The 19,426-nt window shown below is 67.9% G+C and carries 13 protein-coding genes; 6 read left to right on the top strand and 7 right to left on the bottom strand.

Features of this window, described 5'->3' with window-relative positions; genetic code table 11:
• Positions 1–114 precede the first annotated feature (114 nt).
• The 3 genes from AB0C82_RS26815 (at position 115) to AB0C82_RS26805 (ending at position 3,536) form a co-directional block, all read left to right on the top strand.
• Positions 115–828 (top strand): hypothetical protein, encoded by a 714-nt coding sequence (locus AB0C82_RS26815; RefSeq protein ID WP_362846543.1) that lies wholly within the window; start codon positions 115–117, stop codon positions 826–828.
• A gap of 628 nt (positions 829–1,456) precedes the next feature.
• Positions 1,457–2,110, top strand: coding sequence for a DUF6357 family protein (locus AB0C82_RS26810; RefSeq protein ID WP_362846541.1), 654 nt, complete (start codon positions 1,457–1,459; stop codon positions 2,108–2,110).
• A 163-nt stretch (positions 2,111–2,273) separates the two neighbouring features.
• Positions 2,274–3,536, top strand: a complete 1,263-nt coding sequence (locus AB0C82_RS26805) for a DUF6357 family protein (protein ID WP_362846539.1) — start codon at positions 2,274–2,276, stop codon at positions 3,534–3,536.
• Positions 3,537–3,985: 449 nt separating this feature from the next.
• Here AB0C82_RS26805 and AB0C82_RS26800 read toward each other — a convergent pair whose 3' ends face one another.
• The 5 genes from AB0C82_RS26800 to AB0C82_RS26780 form a co-directional block, all read right to left on the bottom strand.
• Positions 3,986–4,543, bottom strand: coding sequence for a hypothetical protein (locus AB0C82_RS26800; RefSeq protein WP_362846537.1), 558 nt, complete (start codon positions 4,541–4,543; stop codon positions 3,986–3,988).
• A gap of 52 nt (positions 4,544–4,595) precedes the next feature.
• Positions 4,596–6,908, bottom strand: a complete 2,313-nt coding sequence (locus AB0C82_RS26795; RefSeq protein WP_362846535.1) for a DUF6571 family protein — start codon at positions 6,906–6,908, stop codon at positions 4,596–4,598.
• Positions 6,909–6,928: 20 nt separating this feature from the next.
• The gene (locus AB0C82_RS26790; protein WP_362846533.1) at positions 6,929–7,438 is read right to left on the bottom strand and encodes a hypothetical protein; all 510 of its coding nucleotides are present in this window, start codon (positions 7,436–7,438) and stop codon (positions 6,929–6,931) included.
• Positions 7,439–8,590: 1,152 nt separating this feature from the next.
• A complete protein-coding gene (locus AB0C82_RS26785) occupies positions 8,591–11,842 on the bottom strand; it encodes a GH92 family glycosyl hydrolase (RefSeq protein WP_362846531.1) in 3,252 nt (1,083 codons plus the stop codon).
• A gap of 973 nt (positions 11,843–12,815) precedes the next feature.
• Positions 12,816–13,238, bottom strand: coding sequence for a YjbQ family protein (locus AB0C82_RS26780; protein ID WP_362846530.1), 423 nt, complete (start codon positions 13,236–13,238; stop codon positions 12,816–12,818).
• Positions 13,239–13,331: 93 nt separating this feature from the next.
• On the opposite strand from AB0C82_RS26780, the gene AB0C82_RS26775 reads away from it, so the two are divergent.
• The 3 genes from AB0C82_RS26775 to AB0C82_RS26765 all read left to right on the top strand — a co-directional run bounded on the left by AB0C82_RS26775 (position 13,332) and on the right by AB0C82_RS26765 (position 16,064).
• Positions 13,332–13,415 carry a putative leader peptide gene (locus AB0C82_RS26775; protein ID WP_311307964.1) on the top strand — a complete coding sequence of 28 codons (84 nt, stop codon included), beginning with the start codon at positions 13,332–13,334 and terminating at the stop codon, positions 13,413–13,415.
• A gap of 275 nt (positions 13,416–13,690) precedes the next feature.
• A complete protein-coding gene (locus tag AB0C82_RS26770) occupies positions 13,691–14,899 on the top strand; it encodes an LLM class flavin-dependent oxidoreductase (protein WP_362846528.1) in 1,209 nt (402 codons plus the stop codon).
• A 64-nt stretch (positions 14,900–14,963) separates the two neighbouring features.
• Positions 14,964–16,064 carry an NAD(P)-binding domain-containing protein gene (locus AB0C82_RS26765; RefSeq protein ID WP_362846526.1) on the top strand — a complete coding sequence of 367 codons (1,101 nt, stop codon included), beginning with the start codon at positions 14,964–14,966 and terminating at the stop codon, positions 16,062–16,064.
• 29 nt (positions 16,065–16,093) lie between these two features.
• Here the strand turns inward: AB0C82_RS26765 and mltG are convergent, their stop codons facing one another.
• Positions 16,094–16,945 carry an endolytic transglycosylase MltG gene (gene mltG, locus AB0C82_RS26760; RefSeq protein ID WP_362846524.1) on the bottom strand — a complete coding sequence of 284 codons (852 nt, stop codon included), beginning with the start codon at positions 16,943–16,945 and terminating at the stop codon, positions 16,094–16,096.
• Positions 16,946–17,536: 591 nt separating this feature from the next.
• Entirely contained in the window at positions 17,537–19,342 is a 1,806-nt protein-coding gene (locus AB0C82_RS26755) for an ABC transporter ATP-binding protein (protein ID WP_362846522.1), read from the bottom strand.
• Positions 19,343–19,426: the final 84 nt, after the last annotated feature.

The raw sequence follows: 19,426 nt of genomic DNA, 5'->3' as shown, positions 1-19,426 counted from the left end.
CCCTTGAGCTGAAGAGCGGTCGGGCGGCTGCTCACGTCTGGTGCGCCACGGAGCCCTTGCGTATTCCCACCCCGCCGGGTTGGCGAGCCGACTGCCCAGGAGATGATCCCGTCCGTGGCTGAAGAGGCAGGTACAGGTGCGGACGGCGCTTGCGCATGGGCTGAGCGACTGGGCTGGACGTTCGGACTGATAGCGGAGGATCCGGCCGCGAGAGGTGCAGCGCTCGCCCATCTGGCGGAGGCCCGGAGGAAGGTCGCGGACGCACTCGCATATTCCAACGAGATGTGGCAGCTGACGCGGCCTCTGGGAGCGGACGAGCAATACCGGGAGCGAGCCTTTCTGCAGGCGCGCCAGAGGCATCGGCAAGCTCAGAAGTGCTCGCTGCCTGACGGGGTGTGGGGTGGTCCTGAGGACGGGGATCTGGCGGCGTGGCCAGGGCTGCCCTATTTGTTGCTCTTCCTGGAGTGGGAGGCGAGGTACCCGCTGGAGTGGACGCACCATGCGAAGGAGTGGGGTACGAAGCAGAGCCTGATCCGGGCCGTGGCCCGTGCCGATCAGGAAGAGGCGCTCGGGACGAAACTGACCGACCTGGTCGAGATCGTTGTCCACCGGGCGTATCGCTGCAAGGATCGCGAATACGTGCGGGTTGCCCGGGCTGTCGACAGCGCTGCTCTACGGGGCAGGCTCGACCAGGCAGCCGATTCGGACAGTCCGTGGGCCCGGCGTCATGCCGGTTACGTGCTCTGGCTCCTTGACCGCCCTGACCTGCCGAACACCCGTCGTGTCTGGCAGACCTGGGTGGCAGGCGAGGCTTCGGCGCTGCTGTGAGCCGGGGGACGACTGCCCTTGACGGGCTCCGACGGCAGTCCGACGTCGGGCCCGGGAGGTGCCCGGCCTGCTGGAGTGGCTGACTCCGGTGCCGGATCCGCACGATCCGCGCGGCGTGCGCGTGTCGAATCTGGGGCGGTGCGAGATTCCCCGTTCACGCCCGCATGGTACGGAGAATCGGCGGCACAACCCCTGGGAGCGATCTTGGTCAGCCCAGGAAGCTCAACCGCACCCGACGGTCCGTGTTGTCGACGTTCGCGTCCACCAACCTCGGTCAAGGCAACCCGCAAGGTAACCGATCGCGGGTTTCCCGGTTGCACGGCCAGCAACTCGGGCTCGGGGACCTGCACGGAGGCTCCGCCCCCGGCGGCGAACGACGCCCGCCGTGTGTCGGCCGGCCGCCGGTAGTGCTCGGGTGTTACGGGAGGAGGGGGAATGTCGGCGGCTTCGCCGTGCCCGGGACCTGGTCGGAGTCGGGCGTGAGCGTGCCGAACAGGCTACCGGCGCACGGGGCTGTAGCTCCGGTGGACGCCAGCTCTCTGATTATTTCGTCAGGGATGGACGGCAGGCCCGTCTGTCCTGATGCGACTACGCTGATGGAGGTATCACACTTGAAAGAAGGACACCTATGGCTCGCCCTTACAAGCCCGGACCGAAACAGTTCGTCTTCGCTGTCGGTGACGGCAACGACCAGCAGGTCTCGGTAGGCGATCCTCAGGAAGCGTACGTAGAATTCTCCGCGTTCTTCCGGAATCGAGATTCTGATACCTACACCATCGAAGATGAACCGGCGAGCCAAAGCTTGGTGCTCATGCCAGGTCAAGGTGTGATCGCCCGGATCGAGGTGGCGGATCGGCCTCGGTCGGAATACCTCCAGGTAGATGGGGCCAATCGCTACCTGCCGAGCGCGATGCTGTTTTTCGAGAACGGATATTCCGGCCTCGACTACTTCGGCCAGTGGTTCTCGGACCTCGCGGACCTCGACGCGTCACCGGAGACTCGCGGCGCTACTCGCGCCGCCACCATCACGACAGAATCCGCGGCAATTGAAGAAATCGCTCGGATCTGGGCAGATTCGGGCACCGTGGACCCGAGCGACCAGCACTACGTCTTCTTCGACTCGCACGGTGTCAGCGATGACCGAGCTGAACGAGCCGAACTTCTCAAGTTGATCGAATTCCTCGGTATCGAACGGGTCAACGCCCCGGCCGAGGCCGCCGATGGCGAAGTCTGGGTGCGCACCGACACGCGCCTCGACGTCGAATTTGAACGGTGGTCATGAACAGTTGGTTCAGGATGGGGCTGCAACATCGACGTGATGCTCTCCGTGGGCCCAAGGCCGACGGGCCCGCTCGCTCCGGGCTGCGAGGGTGTACACGAAAGCGGCCGGTCAGATCGGTGCAGGCAGGAGTCTCTGGTCTCTTCTGATGAGGAAGACTGACTCCATGAAAGACATAGTCTTCACGCGCAGGAGCGGCTGGATCCCGAACGTGATCCGCGAGGCCGGTGAGCTGAAGCTGATGCTCGGTGCCGGGGCCGACGCCAACCATGAGCCTCGCACGTTCACGTTCTCGATCGGGGAAGCCCATCTCGCGGTGATCCGGCAGGATCTGGCCAGACACCTACTGCTGTGGAGTGCGGTCCTTCCGCTGTGCGACGCCGCCGGAACCCGGGACAGGCTCGACGAGAACGCTGCCGTCGCGCTCCTGGACCCGATCCTCCTCTCCTCGCCCGCGGACGTCGACGCTCTCTTCCAGCGCATCCGGTGGGACAGAGGTCGACTCATCGCCCACGGAGCTGACATCGATCTGCTCGAGCGCGGTCAGGTCTGCGCGGCGATGGGCGCGGCGACAGAAACGTCCAACGTGAAACGAGCTCAGGAGTACCACGCGAACCGCCGTCGCGCCGAGCGCGGAGCAACGCTCGGTCCACTCGACGCCGCGATATTGAGGTACACGGGCCAGTACCTGCACGGCGCTACGGTTCCGAAGCGGACGCCCGATGCCGTCGACCCCGCGCTGCTGCCGGAGGTCATGCGTGTGATCGCCACCGCGGAGCAGGCATGTGCCGGGATGCGGATCGGCCGCGATCCGCGCAGGGGAAAGCGCGCCACGGACAAGCGCGAATGGGACCGGATGGCGACGGCAGTCGACGCGGCCGTGCGCCGCGCACACCCTGAACTCGTCGATGACGCGGTGCGTACCGTGAGTTTCCTGATGTGCTCGGAGGCCACGGACCGCTCCAGGAGCATGCCCATGGAGGAGGACGAGGATGCTGCCGGCGACCGCGCCGACTTCGGCGAGAGTGCGAGGAAGACGATCCTGTCGTTCACCGACGACAAGGGCGTCGAGAAGAAGTGGATCCAGGACAATCCCCGCACTGCCACCGCGGAGTTCTGGGAGTTCGTCGGCGATCGCTCGGCCGCGGACAACGAAGTGTTCACCATCGAGGACGAGGAGATGGGCGAGGGGATCCAGCTCCACTTCTACGCGGACTCCATCGCCCGGATCACGACGGTGCGCGAGGGTGAAGGCCAGTCGGATCCGGAGTACCAGGTCGAGTACGGCCTGGTCGACGGATTCAGCGGGTACCGGACCCTGGTCAGCGCCTTCGTCCGCGGCGGCTGCGCCGCACTCGAACAGCACGGCCCTTGGATATCGGATGCCCCTGACTTCGAGCGCGCGCGCCGGCAGCGCGACTCCAAGTAGTCCGCCGATGCTCGCCCTCACCGTGCTTCCCGCCGGTGGGTGCCCAAACGGATCGTGCTCCGCCTGTTCACCAGCGCCGCCCCACTCGTAAGACGCCGGGTGCCGCCGCCGGCTACGCCTGCCGGGCCACTGCCCCTGAGCCGGCCTGGCGACCTTATGTCGGCCTGCTGATCGCCGGCAGCGGACACATCTGCTGGCAGCATTGTCTCGGGATCCTCCACCCAGGCCAAGCGTATGCCCGAGCTGTCTCGACCAGGCCAACGCAGTTACTCCAGACGGACTTTCGCCCGCTAGGACGCCGACCGCACGACGGCGAATACACATCTTCACAAGGAGATGCGCCCGCGAGCTGATCCGTTAGGCCTCCTGCCGGGCAGCGCTCCTGCCCGTGCGCCTCGGAGATGGGCCGACGGCACAGGAAGTGTCACCAACGTCAGGCAACGTCTCCCTCATGACACCTGCCTGTCACACGCATCCGACTTCTCGACCGTCTTGGTGAAGGAGACGATCAGACGCTTCATCGCGTCGGCGTCCTCGTGATCAGAACCGTAGGCCTGAACTCCGGTGTAGAGCTCTTGCTTGTATTTCTCGTCAACGCAGTCCTCTGTCTTACCGAAGGCCTGGGTGTCGGAATACACATACCGCCCCGCGTCCGCCGTCTCCTCCACCCGCTCGAGGGTCTGGCTACGGAGGAAGTACGCCGTGTCACGGCCACCCTGCCACCAAGTCTGGACCGTTCTGACGATGAGCTTTCCGTCCACGGACACATCGCACCATGTCGCCGAAGGGCTGACGTCGGGCTTGACGGAAAGCTTCTTTCCCGGCGGGAGGAACGGAGTGAGCTCTTTGGTGTCGAACCGTATGCCGCAGAGGGTGCCGGGCACGGAATAGTCCCTGGTCTCCTTGTCGGCGCCACATCCTGTGACCGTCGTGGCCAGGACGGCGAGAACGATGGCGGCGAAGGCAGGACCGGAGTGTGTTCCGGGGAGCGGTCGACGGCGGGTCATGGTGGTACCTCTCGAGGGCTGCTTGGTATCTGGGTGGAGCTTGGCGACTTTGTCAGGACGTTGTCCGGCTGCCCGGGGTACGGCCGTCGACGATCGCCTGGGCGTTGTAGAAGCCCTGTGCGCCGCTTTCCCGGGCCCAGGTCTCGGCGTCGGCGGGGTCGACCATGCCATGCTCTTCCGCGGCCAGCCGGGCCGCCTGGCCCGAGCGGTTGCCGTCGCTCTTCAGGCCCTCTTGCCAGAGCTCGCCCCTCGCGTCCTCGGAATCCTCAAGTTCTGTCCTCTTGAAGTCCTGGAACATGGATTCGAGGACGGTGCCGGTGATGGTAGTGGTGGCTCCACCCGCGACGGCTCCGATCCAGGGGGTGGCGACGAAAGAGGTTCCTACGCCGACCGCTGTACCGAGACCACCCGAGATGCCGCTCTTGACCAGATCCATCGAGTCCTTGTACGCCTCATCCCCCTCCTTCCCTGCAGCCGCCAATTCCTCCTGGCGTCCCAGGGCGAGAGTTCCGGAGATCTCCCCCGACTTCTCTGCGATTCGCCGCACAACGCCTTCCGTGTCGTCGTCCACGACCTGTCCGGCAGGCAGATCGGGGTTGAGGTGGTGCTCCATCAACTGGCTCATATAGGCTTTCTGGCCCACCTCTACCGCCGCGAAGCCGTCCGGGCTCTGTCCCACGGCGAAGAGGAGCTTGGTTACGTCTCGCGGCTCGAGCACGGCTTCTTCCCCATACATCGGGTACATCTTCTGCGTCTGTTCCCACGACGTCGAGTCGGGGTCGGTCCGATCAGCGCCGCTGATGGACCGATTGATGTCCGGCAGGTACTCGGAGGTGATCTGCCCCACGCTGTCGAGCATGTGTCCGTGCTCCAGCAGACGCTTGTCCGGGTCCTCACCGATGGACGACACGAGTCGTTCCATGAGCTTGGTCTGCTCAGCATTGTGGTGCAGCGTGTCCAGCGTCGGCCGCTCACCTGCCGGGTGACCTGTGGTGGCGGCCTCAAGGGCCATCGCCAGGTTGTTCCGTCCCGCGATGCTTTCCTCGTGTTCGAAGTCGAAGTCGGTGGGCCAGTCGCGCTCCTCGAAGAGGTAGTCGAAGTTGGTCAGTGACTTCTTGACCTCCTTGTCGTCCTTCTTCTCGGTGAAGTCATGGTCCTCATCTTTGGTGAGGAAGGTGTCGTTGAAGAAGGATGTCGCGGCGTCCGGGCTGTTGGCGAGGGCCTTGAGGTAACCCGTCATCGGGTCCCAGCCGGTATCCGTGCCCGTGTGGTTGACCGTCGCGTCGGGTCCCAGACGCTGCCAGGCTCCGTGCTGCCCGTTGCCCGTGAACTTCTTCTCCGTGGCCATGAGTTTGTCGCCATAGCTGTTCAAGAACTGGTCGTCGTAGTCGCCCCAGCGCATCAGGTTGCTCATCACCTGTCCCCCCAGAGGGAAGCCTCCGCCGCGGCCCACGGGCTGGTCGACCAGGGCCACCATGTTGCCCTTCCAGGAGGTCATTGCGGCGCTGTCGCTCTGGGTGGCGTTGGCGAGTGCGAGACTCAGGTTCTTCTGGAGGTCGCCGAACTGCTCCCTGCGGTCACGGCGCAGGTCCCACCCCGCATGCGGGTCGGTGACGCCGGCCCAGAAGTCCAGTGTCTTCTGCGGTCCGAGCGTGGTGGCGAAGCGTTCGGCGAACAGCGGGTCGGCTGAATACTGCTTCAGCCCCGCGTTGAGCCGGTCGAATTCGGCGGTGGAGAGCTTCTCCGGATCCCTCTTGGCGAGTGCCGCCAGGTCGTCGGCTGTCTTGAGTGCTTCAGCGGCTGCGTCCCGGTCCTTGTAACTGGCTTCACCAAAACCGTAGTTGGCCTGGTCTGCAAGCGCCTTGAGGACCTTGCTGGCGGAGTTGTCGCTCTCGGTGGCCCTGCCGAGAATGCCTTGGATCTCGTCGCGCAGGGCGTTGACGTCGCTCTGGGTATGTGAGGGCGGGGTATGGCCCTCCGCCGCGCGGTCCGGGTGGACGTTCACGGTAACGGTGAAACCGCCGTCACCGGTGTTCATCACGGTGAGGTTCTTCTTCAGGCCACGGTCGATGGCTTCCTTCAGCTGAGTGTGGTAGCCCCTCAGCTCCCCGGCGGTGTCCTTGAGGATGCCATGGATGGACTTGCCCTGGGTGTGGGCGTCCTTGATCTCGCCGGCCGTCTTGCCGATGAACTCCTTGGTGACCTGTGAGTTCTCACCGGCCCAGTTCGCCTTGTTGGCCGCCTGGTGCAGGCCATTTTCGGCGTCCCTTGCGAGGGTTTGGAGGCTGCGGACGATGACCGACCAGTCCTCGACTGCGTCGTCGAGCAGTTTGAGGTTGGCGTGGCGCAGAGTGTCGAAATCCATGAGTGGCCCCCGTTGTGCGGTTACTTTTTCTCGCCGTAGATCGGGTTCTTGTCCCCGGCCGTTCCGACCCGCTCGTCGAAACCGGCGTCGAGAGTGGCGATGCTGCTCATCTGCCGCTGGATGTAGGCCTCGTCACCGTTATGGATCTTCTTGGTGACCTGCATGTGGTTGGAGATGTGCGCGCAGGCGTCGAGGACGGTGTTCAGCTGCGCGGACCAGCGGTTCGATACATGCTGGAGCCCGGAGCCGAGCGCGAATCCCTGGGAGGCCAGGTCACTCGCCGCCTTGTCGACGCTCGTCCTGTCCAGACGGGCCTGGTCCCAGAGCTGGTCGTAGAGCGTATGCGCGTGGTTGCCGATCTTGGAGAGTTCCTGCTGGTTGACGTTGAGGTCACCCGTGCTGCCGGGCGTCGTCGGGACCGGGCCCGGGCCGGAGTCACCGGGGTACTGGTTGAGCTGCATGTGCGTCGAGCCCGCCTGCTGGCTCTCCAATGCTTCAGTCTTCATTTGGTCCCACTCGTCCCACGCCACTGACCTGCTCCTTTACCCCCGACGGCCGTCGCCGGCAGGCCGCGGAACGGCCCCGACCTGCAGCGTAGTCATTCGTCCTGGCGTTCGGGACCGCTACACCATGTCTCCTTAAGATCATCCATAGGACATGGCGCCGAGCAGCGTGCGTTCGTCTCCGGAGTCGTCAGATGGCCTTCTCACGCTACCGGCAAGCCTTGGTGTCCAACTGACCTGGGCGACTGCTGCCATTGCGCGACCCTGACGGTTCGTTCAAGAACTGACGGAGGCACCGTGGTTTGAAGCGCCCACCGTGGCCGCCGGGCCAGTCGAACGGAAACGCCCCCAGGACTGCCGGTTCCTGCTTGTGGCCTCACCGACGAAGGACGCGCCCTGCGTGAACCGGATCCGGACGCCCCAGGAAGAGGCCACCGTCAAGGACCCGAGCCCGGCCGAACGGGATTGACTCGAGCACCCGCTGGGCCGGCTCATCGCGAGCATCGACGCCCGCCGCTAAGCAGAGTTGACCGCGCCCTCCAGGAACGCCGTCCGTGAACGCGCGAACCTCCCCCGAGGCAATCACCGATCCGTACGGCGTCTCTTTTGCTGCGGCCGACCTTGCCGACCCCGCGCTCTGGAGCTACGCGTCCCCCGCCGACCCGGGCAGCCGTGCGTACGGGCTGAACGGGCCGCCGTATGGCTGGAGGGGCGCGCTCTTGGCGAGGAGGCCGACGGCGACCTGTTCACCGCGGTCCGGCCACTGCTCGCCGACAAGATCGCCGCGATCACCCGCCGCCGCGGCCGCGTCGAGCGGGCCCTCGGCCGTGACGGGCAGCCCACCTCGCTCGACCGGCCGTGCCCGTACTGCCGTGGGCCGCTCACCGCGTACACCCGGGCGGTTCCTGTCATCCCGCGGGCGGCTCCTGTCACGGGGAGGAGGACCGGAAGGTCGTCACGGTGTCCGTGGCCGGCGTCGTACCCGGAGGTGCCGACGGCACGGCAGCCGTGGCCGTCCCGTTCGGGCAGGCGTCGGCGCCAGTTGGACGGTGGGCCGGATGTCGGGGTGGGCGAGCACGCGAAGGGCCCCGGCGCTTTCGCGCCGAGGCCCTGATGAGATGGGTGCGCCGATCCGGAACGGCGCACCCAGGCTGGGTTTCGGCGGTCCGCCGCCCCTCTCTAAACGAGCGTCATCGCGTAGATCTCGACGCGGGAGTCGTCCGGCAGCGAGACCGAACGGACCGTCTTGCCCCCGTCGAGCTCGGCGGCCGTACCGAAGAGCCGAATGGACGGCCCGTCGACACCGCTGCCCCGCTTGATGCGGTGCGGCATGTCGAGGACGACCGTGCCGCCGTCCGGCGCGGAGCCCGCCCAGTCGCCGAACGTCACCGGTGCCTCCGTGCTGCTGCCGTCCGTGTAGTGCACGGTCAGTGTGGTGGTCACAGGACCGTTGTGCGCCGAGCCGACCAGCCGCAGCGCACTGTGCTGTCCGGCGGGCAGCAGGAGGGCCTGCCCGCTTGCTTCGAGGAAGTTGTTCGCCGTGCCGGTGGGGTCCGGCGCGTGGTACGTCACCCCGTCCCACGTGACCGGCCCCGCCTTGGGCAGCAGGTCGCCGTCATAGCTCCAGCCGTGCCCGTCGAAGTCGCCCTCGTCGGGGTTCGCCACCGTGGCCGTGCCGTCGTGGCCGAGGTCCGCGCGGAGGTCCACCGCACACTGCCCGTTCGCCTCACTCGCGCAGGTCGTGGCGGCTCCCACCGCGACGGTGGCCTTGCGGGTGACCGAGTTCGTCCCCCGGCCCGCGACCTTCACCTCCACCGGGTAGGACCCGGCCGCGACGCCCGGCGGCACGGTGATGTCGAGCGACACCTTCTTCTGCACCGGGAGATGACCGGAATCGATCACCAACGGTGAACGCTGTGCCGTCGTGGCCTTCCAGCCGCTGGGCACCTTCGCCGTGACCGACACGTTCAGCTTGCCGGGTGCCTGCCCGAGGACGTCCAGCGTGAACTTCGCGATCTGTGCGGCGTCACCCGTGGGGACGACCGCCGAGGCGGGACGCAGCGACGCGTCGACGTGCTTGCGGCTGTCGGGGGATGCCTGGTTGACGGAGGGCGGCTGGGCGCCCTTGCCCGTACCCCATGAGGAGGGGGAGGTCCCGAGCCGGTGGGCAAGGGTTCCGCCGTGCGCGAGCTTGTTCCAGCTCAGCCAGGTCTGGGGTACGTCCCGGCCGTTCAGGGCCACGCTCTGCACGTACCGCTTCGTGTCGCTCGCTCCGGGTGCCTCGATCGTCAGCGTGCCGCCCTGCCCCTTGGTGCCGGACGCCTTGGGGTAGCTGCCGATCCGGACGGTCGCCGACTCGAACTGCGGGCTGGACACGGCCAGGAAGTCGCCGCCGCTCATCGTCGGGTAGATGCCGAGCGAGGAGAAGACGTACCAGGCAGACATGGTGCCCAGGTCGTCGTTGCCCGTCATCCCGTCCGGCCCGTTGGTGAACAGCGTCATCGCCGCACGCACCACGGTCGCGGTCTTCGCCGGGGCGCCGACCCAGTTGTACATGTACGGGGCGTGCAGGTCCGGCTCGTTGTTCGGGTTGTACGTCGGCTTGCCGTAGTAGTCGTACGGCTGCGAGATCCAGTCGTTCCGAGCGGTGCCCGCCGGGTCGGTGAGCAGCTTGTCGTGGACGAAGAAGGAGTCGAGCCGCTTCTCGGTGGCGCTCCGGCCGCCCATCAGGCTGACGAGACCAGCCGGGTCCTGCGGTACCAGCCACTGGTACTGGTACGCGCCGCCCTCGTGGAACTGGTGCGCCGCCTCGACCGGGTCGTACGGCGTGAGCCAGGTGCCGTCGGCCGTCCGCGGCCGGAACTGCTGGATCGAGGAGTCCCACAGGTTCCGGTACCACTGCCCGCGCGCGGCGAACATCTGGGCGTCCGACTTGTGTCCGAGCCGGTCGGCCATCAGCGCGAGCGACGCATCGGCGGCGGAGTACTCCATCGTCGCCGACGCCGGGTGCTTGCAGTCGTTGTCGCCGCCCTTGTCCGCGCAGTCCTTGCCGAGCTCGAGTCCTGACGGGATGTAGCCGCGCTCGGTGTAGTGGTCCGATCCCGAGCGTCCGTTGTACGGAGAGTCGGCGGGCGGGGTGCTGGTCGCGTTCTTCTTCAGCAACGCGTAGGTCTCTGCCTCGTGTCCGGCGAGCAGACCCTTCGACCAGGCCTCTACGAGGAAGGGCGTGACCGGGTCACCGGTCATGATGTTGGTCTCGCTGTTGGCGAGCGCCCAGCGGGGCAGCCAGCCGCCGTCCCGGCCGGCCGCGACGACCGACAGCGCGACGTCCCGGGCGACCTTCGGCTCCAGCATCTGCAGAAGCTGGTTCTGCGGCCGGTAGGTATCCCAGAGCGAGAAGTTCTGGTACGGCGTGTAGTCCTTTGCCGTGTGCGTCTTGTTGTCGAACCCCTGGTACATGCCGTCGACGTCACCGGCGAGGTTCGGGTGCAACTGGCTGTGGTAGAGCGCGGTGTAGAAGGCCTTCTGCCGGTCCGCCGCGCCTCCGCCGACCCGGATGGAATCCAGTTGCTTCTTCCATGTGTCCTGCAACGCCTTGCGCGTGCCGTCGAAGTCGAAGGACTCCTTGGTCTCCGCGGCCAGGTTCTTACGGGCGCCCTCCACACCGGTGTAGGACAGCCCCACCTTGAGGACGGCGTCCCGGTCGGTGGTCGCGTCGAAGGTCACCCATGCGCCGTTCTGGCCGCTTCCCTCCGCGTCGCGGGTGCCGGGCTCGGGGTCTGCGCCGTCCCACGTGCCGTAGGCCTTGAAGGGCCGGTCGAAGGTGGCGCTGAAATACACCGTGTGCTCGTCGTGGCCGGCGCAGAAGCCCCCGGCGTGCACCCGGCCCTCGATGGTGCGGTCACCGACGACGTGCACCTCGGAGTCCAGCACGGACTGGTTGGCCTTGCCCGTGTTGAACAGGACGTTGGCCGAACCGGTGGAGGGGAAGGTGTAGCGCTGCCACCCGGTGCGCTCGGTGGCGGTGAGTTCCGCGTCGACGTCGTACTTCTTCAGCCCCACCCGGTAATAACCGGGACTGGCCTGCTCGTCGTCGTGGCTGTACGGGGAGCGGTAGGCGTTCGGGTCCACGGAGTCGACCGCGCCCGTGGTCGGCATGATGGGCAGCTCGCCCATGACGCCGCAGCCGACACCGGACAGGTGCGTCTGGCTGAATCCGTAGATCGAGTCCTGCTTGTAGTCGTAGCCGCCCTGGCCGCCGGTGTCCGGACTGACCTGGACCATGCCGAACGGCGCGCTCGCCCCGGGGAAGGTGTTGCCGAAGTTCTGGGTTCCGACGAACGGATTGACCAGATCGATCGGTTCCGCGTCGGAGGCGGCGGCGGGCTGGGCGATGCCGACCACGCCACCACTCACGAGTACGGCGGCCATCAGACCGGCTGTTATACCGGAAGCACGGGGACGGAACGGTCTGAAAGCAAACCGCATGGGGTATTTCCCTTCGAGTCCTGACACGACTGACAACGTTGTCACTCTGTTCGTTGGCACCGTAACCCCCGACCGCCCCGGATGTCACTGGTTGAGCGGGTGGCAAATCCTGACGCGATGAATCGATTCTGCATAACGAGGCGTTCGACAAGTGACCTGCCTGCCCCGGCGCGCGGCCGGCCTGCGGGGCGGATGCGCCACCGACCGGCACACGGAGGTGGGCGTAGCCCTCGCGGCCGGAGAGGAACCGCGCGCCGGCTTGGTCCAAGACCTCGTCGGGCACGTCGGGGTACAGGGTGGGATGGAATCGCCAGGCCCAGAGCGCCAACCGGTAGCCGCTGGCGAGCGGAACAATCACGTGACACCCGAGATCCGGCTCCGCCGGCTGCTGAAGGGTCGCCCGGTCCCATAGCCCCTCACAGAGCCTTACGGGATTCCCGTCCTTGCCGAGAACCGGCTTGTGCTGGTGCATCAGGTAGCCGAGCGTCGCTTCGGATATGAGGATGCTCCTCAGACTCTGCGGGGCCAACGGCCGACCTCCGGGCGGCTTTCCGTACATCGCGGCCCAGTGGTCCGCAGGCGACGCCTCGCCTGCGCGGTTGAGGCGGGCCGCCTCACTGCTGGTGGTGACGTTCTCGGGATCGGCCAGGAAGCGACGGGCGACATCTCGTAGCACCTCGGAGGCATACGGATGCAGTTCCACATGGTCGACCTTGCGCCCCCATGACGTTTCGCACGTACTGGAAGCCATACGACGGCTTGCCCGTCGGCCGGCCGGCCGCCCTGATCCTGATCGTGGCGTCGCGGTTCCGGCGCTGGATCGCGCGGAGTTCCATCTGCGCGCCCCAGGCTTCCATGGTGAACCGATTCTCGTCGGCCGGGTCGTCCAGTTTGCACGCCTTGGAAGCGATCTTGGTCAGCCCAGGAAGCTCAACCGCACCCGCCGGTCCACATTGTCGACGTTCGTGTCCACCAGACACACCGACTGCCAGGTACCCAGTTCCAGGCGTCCGCCGATCACCGGCAGCGTGGCGTGCGGGGGTACCAGGGCCGGGAGTACGTGGTCGCGGCCGTGGCCCGGGCTGCCGTGGCGGTGCTGCCAGCGGTCGTCGGCGGGGAGCAGTGTGTGGAGCGTGGCCAGCAGGTCGGCGTCGCTGCCCGCCCCCGTTTCCAGGACGGCGATCCCGGCCGTCGCGTGCGGCACGAAGATGTTGAGCAGGCCGTCCCGGCCCTGGGCTGCGGCGCTGAGGAAGTGTTCGCACCGAGCCGTCAGGTCCGTGACGGTCTCGGTCGCTCCGGTGGCGATGTTCAGGACGCGTGTGGTGAAGGTTTCCGGCATGGCTCCCATTCTCCCGGTTGAGCGGTGGGATCGCCCGTCCACGGAACGAGACGGCATTGACCGGCTCTGTTCCTCGTCGCTACGTTCGGCGCCATGTTCCGTTCAGCGCTGCTCACTTCGCGCGGTCACATCGACCTGCTGCGAGTGGCTTCCGCCGCGTGTTGTCGCGGCTGCTGACGTTCTCTCAGCACCTCTTTCCGCGGTGACCCGGCGCGCGAAGCGCCCGCTCCTGCCGTATGTGCCCGCGCACCTCCTCACCGCACTCCCCCGTTTGCGCCTGCCGTCGCGTCCGCGCGTCCGCCTCTCCTAGCGGTCCGCGCATCGGCGTCGCAGCGCGGATGCCGCTCATGTGTCCCGGTCGCCGATACCTTCGCCGACCTGTTCACACTGCTCTCCCCCGGCCTCCACCGCTGCCCACTTCCTGTGCCCCGCTCCTACGGAAAGGCATTCACATGACCGTCTCCCTGCACTGGTTCCTGCCGACCGGCGGTGACGGCCGGACGCTGGTCGACCGGCATGCCTACACCGACGGTGGGATCAAGCGCGACCGCATCACCCCGGTGAGCGGGGTACGCGCACCCGACATCGAGTACCTGACCCAGATCGCCAAAGCGGCCGAGCAGTTGGGCTTCGAGGCGGTGCTGACGCCGACCGGCACCTGGTGCGAGGACGCCTGGCTGACGACGGTGGCGCTGGCCCAGCACACCGAGCGGCTGAAGTTCCTCGTCGCCTTCCGGCCCGGGGTCATCTCCCCGGTGCTCGCCGCGCAGATGGCAGCCACGTACCAGCGGATCACGCGGGGCCGGCTGCTGCTCAACGTGGTGACGGGTGGCGATTCCACGGAGCAGCGACGCTTCGGTGACCATCTGGACCACGACCGGCGCTATGCCCGGACCGCCGAGTTCCTTTCGGTGGTGAAGGGCGCGTGGAGCGGGCGGCCGTTCGACTTCGCGGGTGAGCACTATCAGGTCGACGGGGCACTCACCGCGCTGCCGCCCGATCCCCTGCCGGAGATCTTCTTCGGCGGGTCGTCGGCCGCGGCGGGGCCGGTGGCCGCCGCGCACGCCGATGTCTATCTGACCTGGGGTGAGCCCCCGGCCGCGGTCAAGGAGAAGATCGACTGGATCAGGCGGCTGGCGGAGGAGGAGGGCCGCACGGTCCGTTTCGGGATACGCCTCCACACCATCTCGCGCGACTCCTCACGCGAGGCGTGGGCGACGGCCGACCGGCTGCTCGGCGATCTCGACCCCGAGACGATCGCCGCCGCGCAGCAGGCGCTGGGGCGCAGCGAGTCGGTGGGCCAGCAGCGGATGCTGGCGCTCCACGGCGGCTCGCGCGACAAGCTGGAGATCTCGCCGAACCTGTGGGCGGGTGTCGGACTGGTGCGAGGCGGTGCCGGAACGGCCCTGGTGGGCAGTCATGCGGAGGTGGCCGACCGGATCGAGGAGTACCACGAGCTGGGTGTGGAGCACTTCGTGCTGTCCGGGTATCCGCATCTGGAGGAGGCGTACTGGTTCGGTGAGGGCGTCACCCCGCAGCTCGCGGCGCGCGGGTTGCTGTCGACCGTGCCGGCTTCACCACTGCTCTCGGTGCCCGCGGCCAACGGACGCCCGGCGTCCGCCCCGGGTGGCGCCCCGCTACTCGTCGCCGGGGGCCGGTGAGCCAGTGCGTGTACGCCGGTCCGGCGCCGGGAAGATCCCGGACCGGCGCGCGGTTGGTAGAAGGGTGAACAACTTCGGGACGCGTGAGCTGGATGTCGTCGTGGTGGGCGCCGGGCAGGCGGGCCTCTCCAGCGCCTATCACCTGAGGCGGTCCGGCCTGGAGCCGGACCGCGACTTCGTCGTCCTGGATCACGCTCCCCGCGCGGGCGGTGCCTGGCAGTACCGCTGGCCCTCGCTGACGTACGGCAAGGTCCACGGGATGCATGCCCTGCCCGGCATGGAACTGGCCGGAGCCGATCCCGGCCGGCCCTCGTCCGCGGTGATCGGCGAGTACTTCGACGCGTACGAGCGGCGCTTCGACCTGCGCGTCCACCGGCCGGTGGAGGTGAGCGCCGTACGCGAGGGGCACGAGGGCAGGCTGCTCGTGGAGACCTCCGAGGGCACGTACGCCACACGCACCCTGATCAGCGCCACCGGCACCTGGGACCGGCCCTTCTGGCCGCGCTATCCGGGCCAGGAGATCTTCCGTGGGCGACAGCTGCACACGGCGGACTACCCGGGCCCCGGAGAGTTCAGCGGACAACGGGTGATCGTCGTCGGAGGTGGCGCCTCCGGCACTCAGCACCTGATGGAGATCGCGGACGTGGCGGCGGCGACGTTCTGGGTGACGCGCCGGCCGCCGGTCTTCCGCGAGGGGCCGTTCGGTGAGGACGAGGGGCGCGCGGCGGTGGCGCTGGTGGAGGAGCGTGTGCGTCAGGGGCTGCCGCCGCGGAGCGTGGTGAGCGTGACCGGGCTGCCGCTCACCGAGGCGGTCCGGGACGCCCGTGAGCGGGGCGTGCTCGACCGGATCGAGATGTTCGACCGGATCACTCCGACCGGTGTGGCCTGGGACGACGGCCGGACCGTCGACGCCGACGTCATCCTGTGGGCGACGGGTTTCCGCGCGGCGGTCGAGCACCTGACGCCGTTGCGGCTCCGCGAGCCCGGGGGCGGCATCAAGCTCGACGGCACTCAGGTCGTACGGGACGAGCGCATCCATCTCGTCGGCTACGGGCCGTCGGCCAGCACGATCGGCGCCAACCGCGCGGGGCGGGCCGCGGTCCGGTCGCTCAAGCGGCTGCTGGACCGCACCGGAGATCCTGAGCCCGCGCCCGTCGCGGTCTGACGGGAGGCCGCCCGACGCTTGACGGCCGGTCAGTCCGTGGCGGCGGAGCGGCGGTTGCGGTTGAACTCCTCGACGTTGGTGAGCTGTTCGTCGTAGCTGTCGGTGAAGCGGGTGTCCCCCGGGCCGACGGTGACGAAGTAGAGCCACGGCCCGGGTGGCGGACCGACGGCCGCCCGCATGGCCTGCTCCCCCGGGTTGCCGATGGGTGTGGGCGGCAGCCCCTTGCGCTCGTAGCTGTTGTACGGGCTGTCGATCTTCGTGTCGCCCGTACTCGTGTCCAGCGTGGACCGCTTCAGCGCGTAGTTGATCGTGGAGTCCATCTGCAGGGCCATGTCCTGGGCCAGCCGGTTGTGGATCACCCTGGCCACCTTGCCCATGTCGGAGGCGGTGTCGGCCTCCGCCTGCACGATCGACGCGATCGTCACCGTCCGGTAGACGGAGTCGCCGTTCCGTTGCGCACCGGCGGTGACACGGTCGGCGCCGAAGCGTTTGGACGCCGTCCGCACCATGTAGCGGAGCAGGCTCTCCGGGGTCGTTTCGTCGTCGACGGGATACGTGGCGGGGAAGAGGTAGCCCTCCGGGTTGCCCTTCGCGGCGGCCGGCAGGGGCAGTTCGGCGCCGGGCACGGCCTTCTCGGTGCTGCCCGGCGCGAGACGGAGTGCCTTGTCGGCCGCGACGTACACCTGGGAGGCCCGCCACCCCTCGGGGATCACCAGGAGGCGGGGTTGTTCCTGCTTCTTCTCCTGCGGCCCGAGGAGAAGAAACGGCACGAGCACGGCCGCCGCCACGACGAGGACGGCGCCGATGAGCAGCACCAGCCGCCCACGCCTGGTCGGTCGGAGTCTGCGGCGGGGCGGAGCGTCCGGGGACTCGTTTGCCATGCGGGCACGTTAACCCGGACATATGCCCTGTTTCGGTACCTGGCGGCAGACGACACGAGCCGCGCCCCCTCGCACCAGAACACACGAACAGGCAATCGGGTGTTCGCTCGAACGCGTGATCGTACGAGCTTTGGTTGCTCAGCGCCCCTACGGAGCCTGATGATTACAGAGCGCAAGCAGCGGGCTGCAGACCGCGACTGCGCAGTCCCGAAGATGCACCACGCACAAGGAGAAGCACCAGATGAACTTCCTCACCAACCTGCTCGCCGGCGTCGTCCACTTCGTGGGTTGGCTCGTCTGACCATCGCTCCACCGGCGCCGCCGCTCCCCGTCCCACGGGAGCGGCGGCGCTGCCGTGGGCCCGGGCGGTGCGGTGCGGGAGGGTGTTGCGGAGTGCGGGGCCATCGTCCTGCACCTCATCGGTCTGCCGCCGGATCCGGGTGTTCTCCACGCGTCGTTGCCGCCGGGCCGGAATCCGGAGCTGGACCCCGCGCAGGGCTGTCATGAGCGGCGATCCCACCGTACGTGCGGCGCCGGGCATCGCGGCCCCACCCCCGGCCGCGCGCCACGCCCGGCAACAGGCTCCCCCGTTCAGGGAGCGACGGGTGCCAGTTGGGTGTCCCGGCGGAGCAGGGCCGCGTACCGGCCGTCCTGATCGAGCAGCTCCTCATGGGTTCCGCGCTCCGCCGTACGACCACCGTCCAGGACGATGATCTGGTCCGCGTCACGGACCGTGGAGAGCCGGTGCGCGATCGTGAGGGTGGTGCGGCCCGCGGAGAGCGAGTCGATCGCCGACTGCACGGCGTGCTCCGTACGGGTGTCGAGGGCGCTCGTCGCCTCGTCGAGGATCAGCACGGGAGGGTCGCGCAGAATCGTTCGGGCGATCGCCAGCCGCTGCTTCTCGCCGCCGGAGAAGCGGTAGCCCCGCTCGCCGACGAGCGTGTCGTAGCCGTCGGGCAGGGAGGCGATGTGGTCGTGGATCTGTGCCGCGCGGGCCGCCGCCTCGATCTCCTCGTCGGTGGCCTCCGGCTTGGCGAAGCGAAGGTTGTCGGCGACGGAGGCGTGAAAGAGGTAGGTCTCCTGGGAGACCACGCCGACGGCCCTGGCCAGGGTGTCGAAGTCCAGGTCCCGCACGTCGACGCCGTCGATCGTCACGCGGCCGCCGGTGACGTCGTACAGCCGGGGGACGAGGTAGCTGAGGGTCGACTTGCCGGAGCCCGTGGGCCCGACGACGGCCAGACTGCTGCCCGCGGGCACGGTGACGTCGATGCCGGTGAGCGTGGGTCCGCTCCTCTCGTCGTAACTGAAGTCGACGCCCTCGAAGGCGACCTCCCCACGGATCTTCTCCAGCCGCACGGGCTTCTCGGGCTCGGTGATGTCCACGGTCAGGTCGAGGTACTCGAAGATCCGCTGGAAGAGGGCGAGGGACGTCTGCATCTGCACTCCGGTGGAGAGCAGGCTCACGGCCGGCCTGAACAGGCCCTGCTGGAGCGAGACGAACGCGACGAGGGTGCCGAGGGAGACGGCGGTGGCGCCCGACTGGAGCGTCATGCCGGCCGCCCAGTAGATGACGGCGGGCATGGCGGCCATGACGATGCCGATCGTCGACATCCGCCAGCGACCGGCCATGCTGGAACGCACTTCGAGACCGACCAGGCGCTCGGACTCCTCGGCGAAGCCCTTCGTGAGCGATTCCGAGCGGCCCATGGTGCGGCCGAGGAGGATGCCGCTGACCGAGAGGGACTCGGTGACGGTGGCGGCCATGGCGGCCATCTGCTTCTGGCGCTGCGTGGTGATCTTCTTGCGCTCCCGTCCCACCCTGCGGCTGATCCACACGAAGACGGGCAGCAGAAGCAGGGAGACGACGGTCAGCCGCCAGTCGAGTGCGAGCATGGCGACGACGGTGGCGATGACCGCGGTGAGATTGGAGACCAGCGAGGTGGCCGTCGAGGTGACCGTCGCCTGCATACCGCCGATGTCGCTGGCGATACGGGACTGCACCTCACCCGTCCGGGTCTTCGTGAAGAAGGCCAGCGGCATCCGCTGGAGCTGGGTGTAGACGGCGGTGCGCAGATCGTGCATGACGCGCTGGCCGACCGTCGTGGAGATCAGGGTCTGCACCACACCGAAGACACTGGTCATCACGGCGGTGAGGATCATGCCGAGAGCGAGCAGCGAGAGCAGACCGGTGCGCCCCTGCGGGATCGCCGTGTCCAGAATCTCGCGCAGCAGGAACGGGGATGCCACCGACACCAGGGACGAGGCTCCGACCAGCAGGCCGACCAGCGCGAGCCGGCCGCGGTAGGGGCGGAAGAGACGGAAGATGCGGCGCAGCTCTGCGGGCGGCTGGCCGTCATCCCTGGGCGGGGCGCTCCACGTGGGTTCGTCGGGTTTCATGGGCTCCTTCGACAGGCGTGCGGTCATGCTGCTTGGGAGAGCATAGTTGATTGTTACCTATACTCACAATGAACATGGTCCTGA

The organism is Streptomyces sp. NPDC048560, assembly GCF_040650955.1.
In the GTDB taxonomy this organism is placed as follows: Bacteria; Actinomycetota; Actinomycetes; order Streptomycetales; family Streptomycetaceae; genus Streptomyces.
This window is presented reverse-complemented; position numbering and strand designations above follow the sequence as displayed.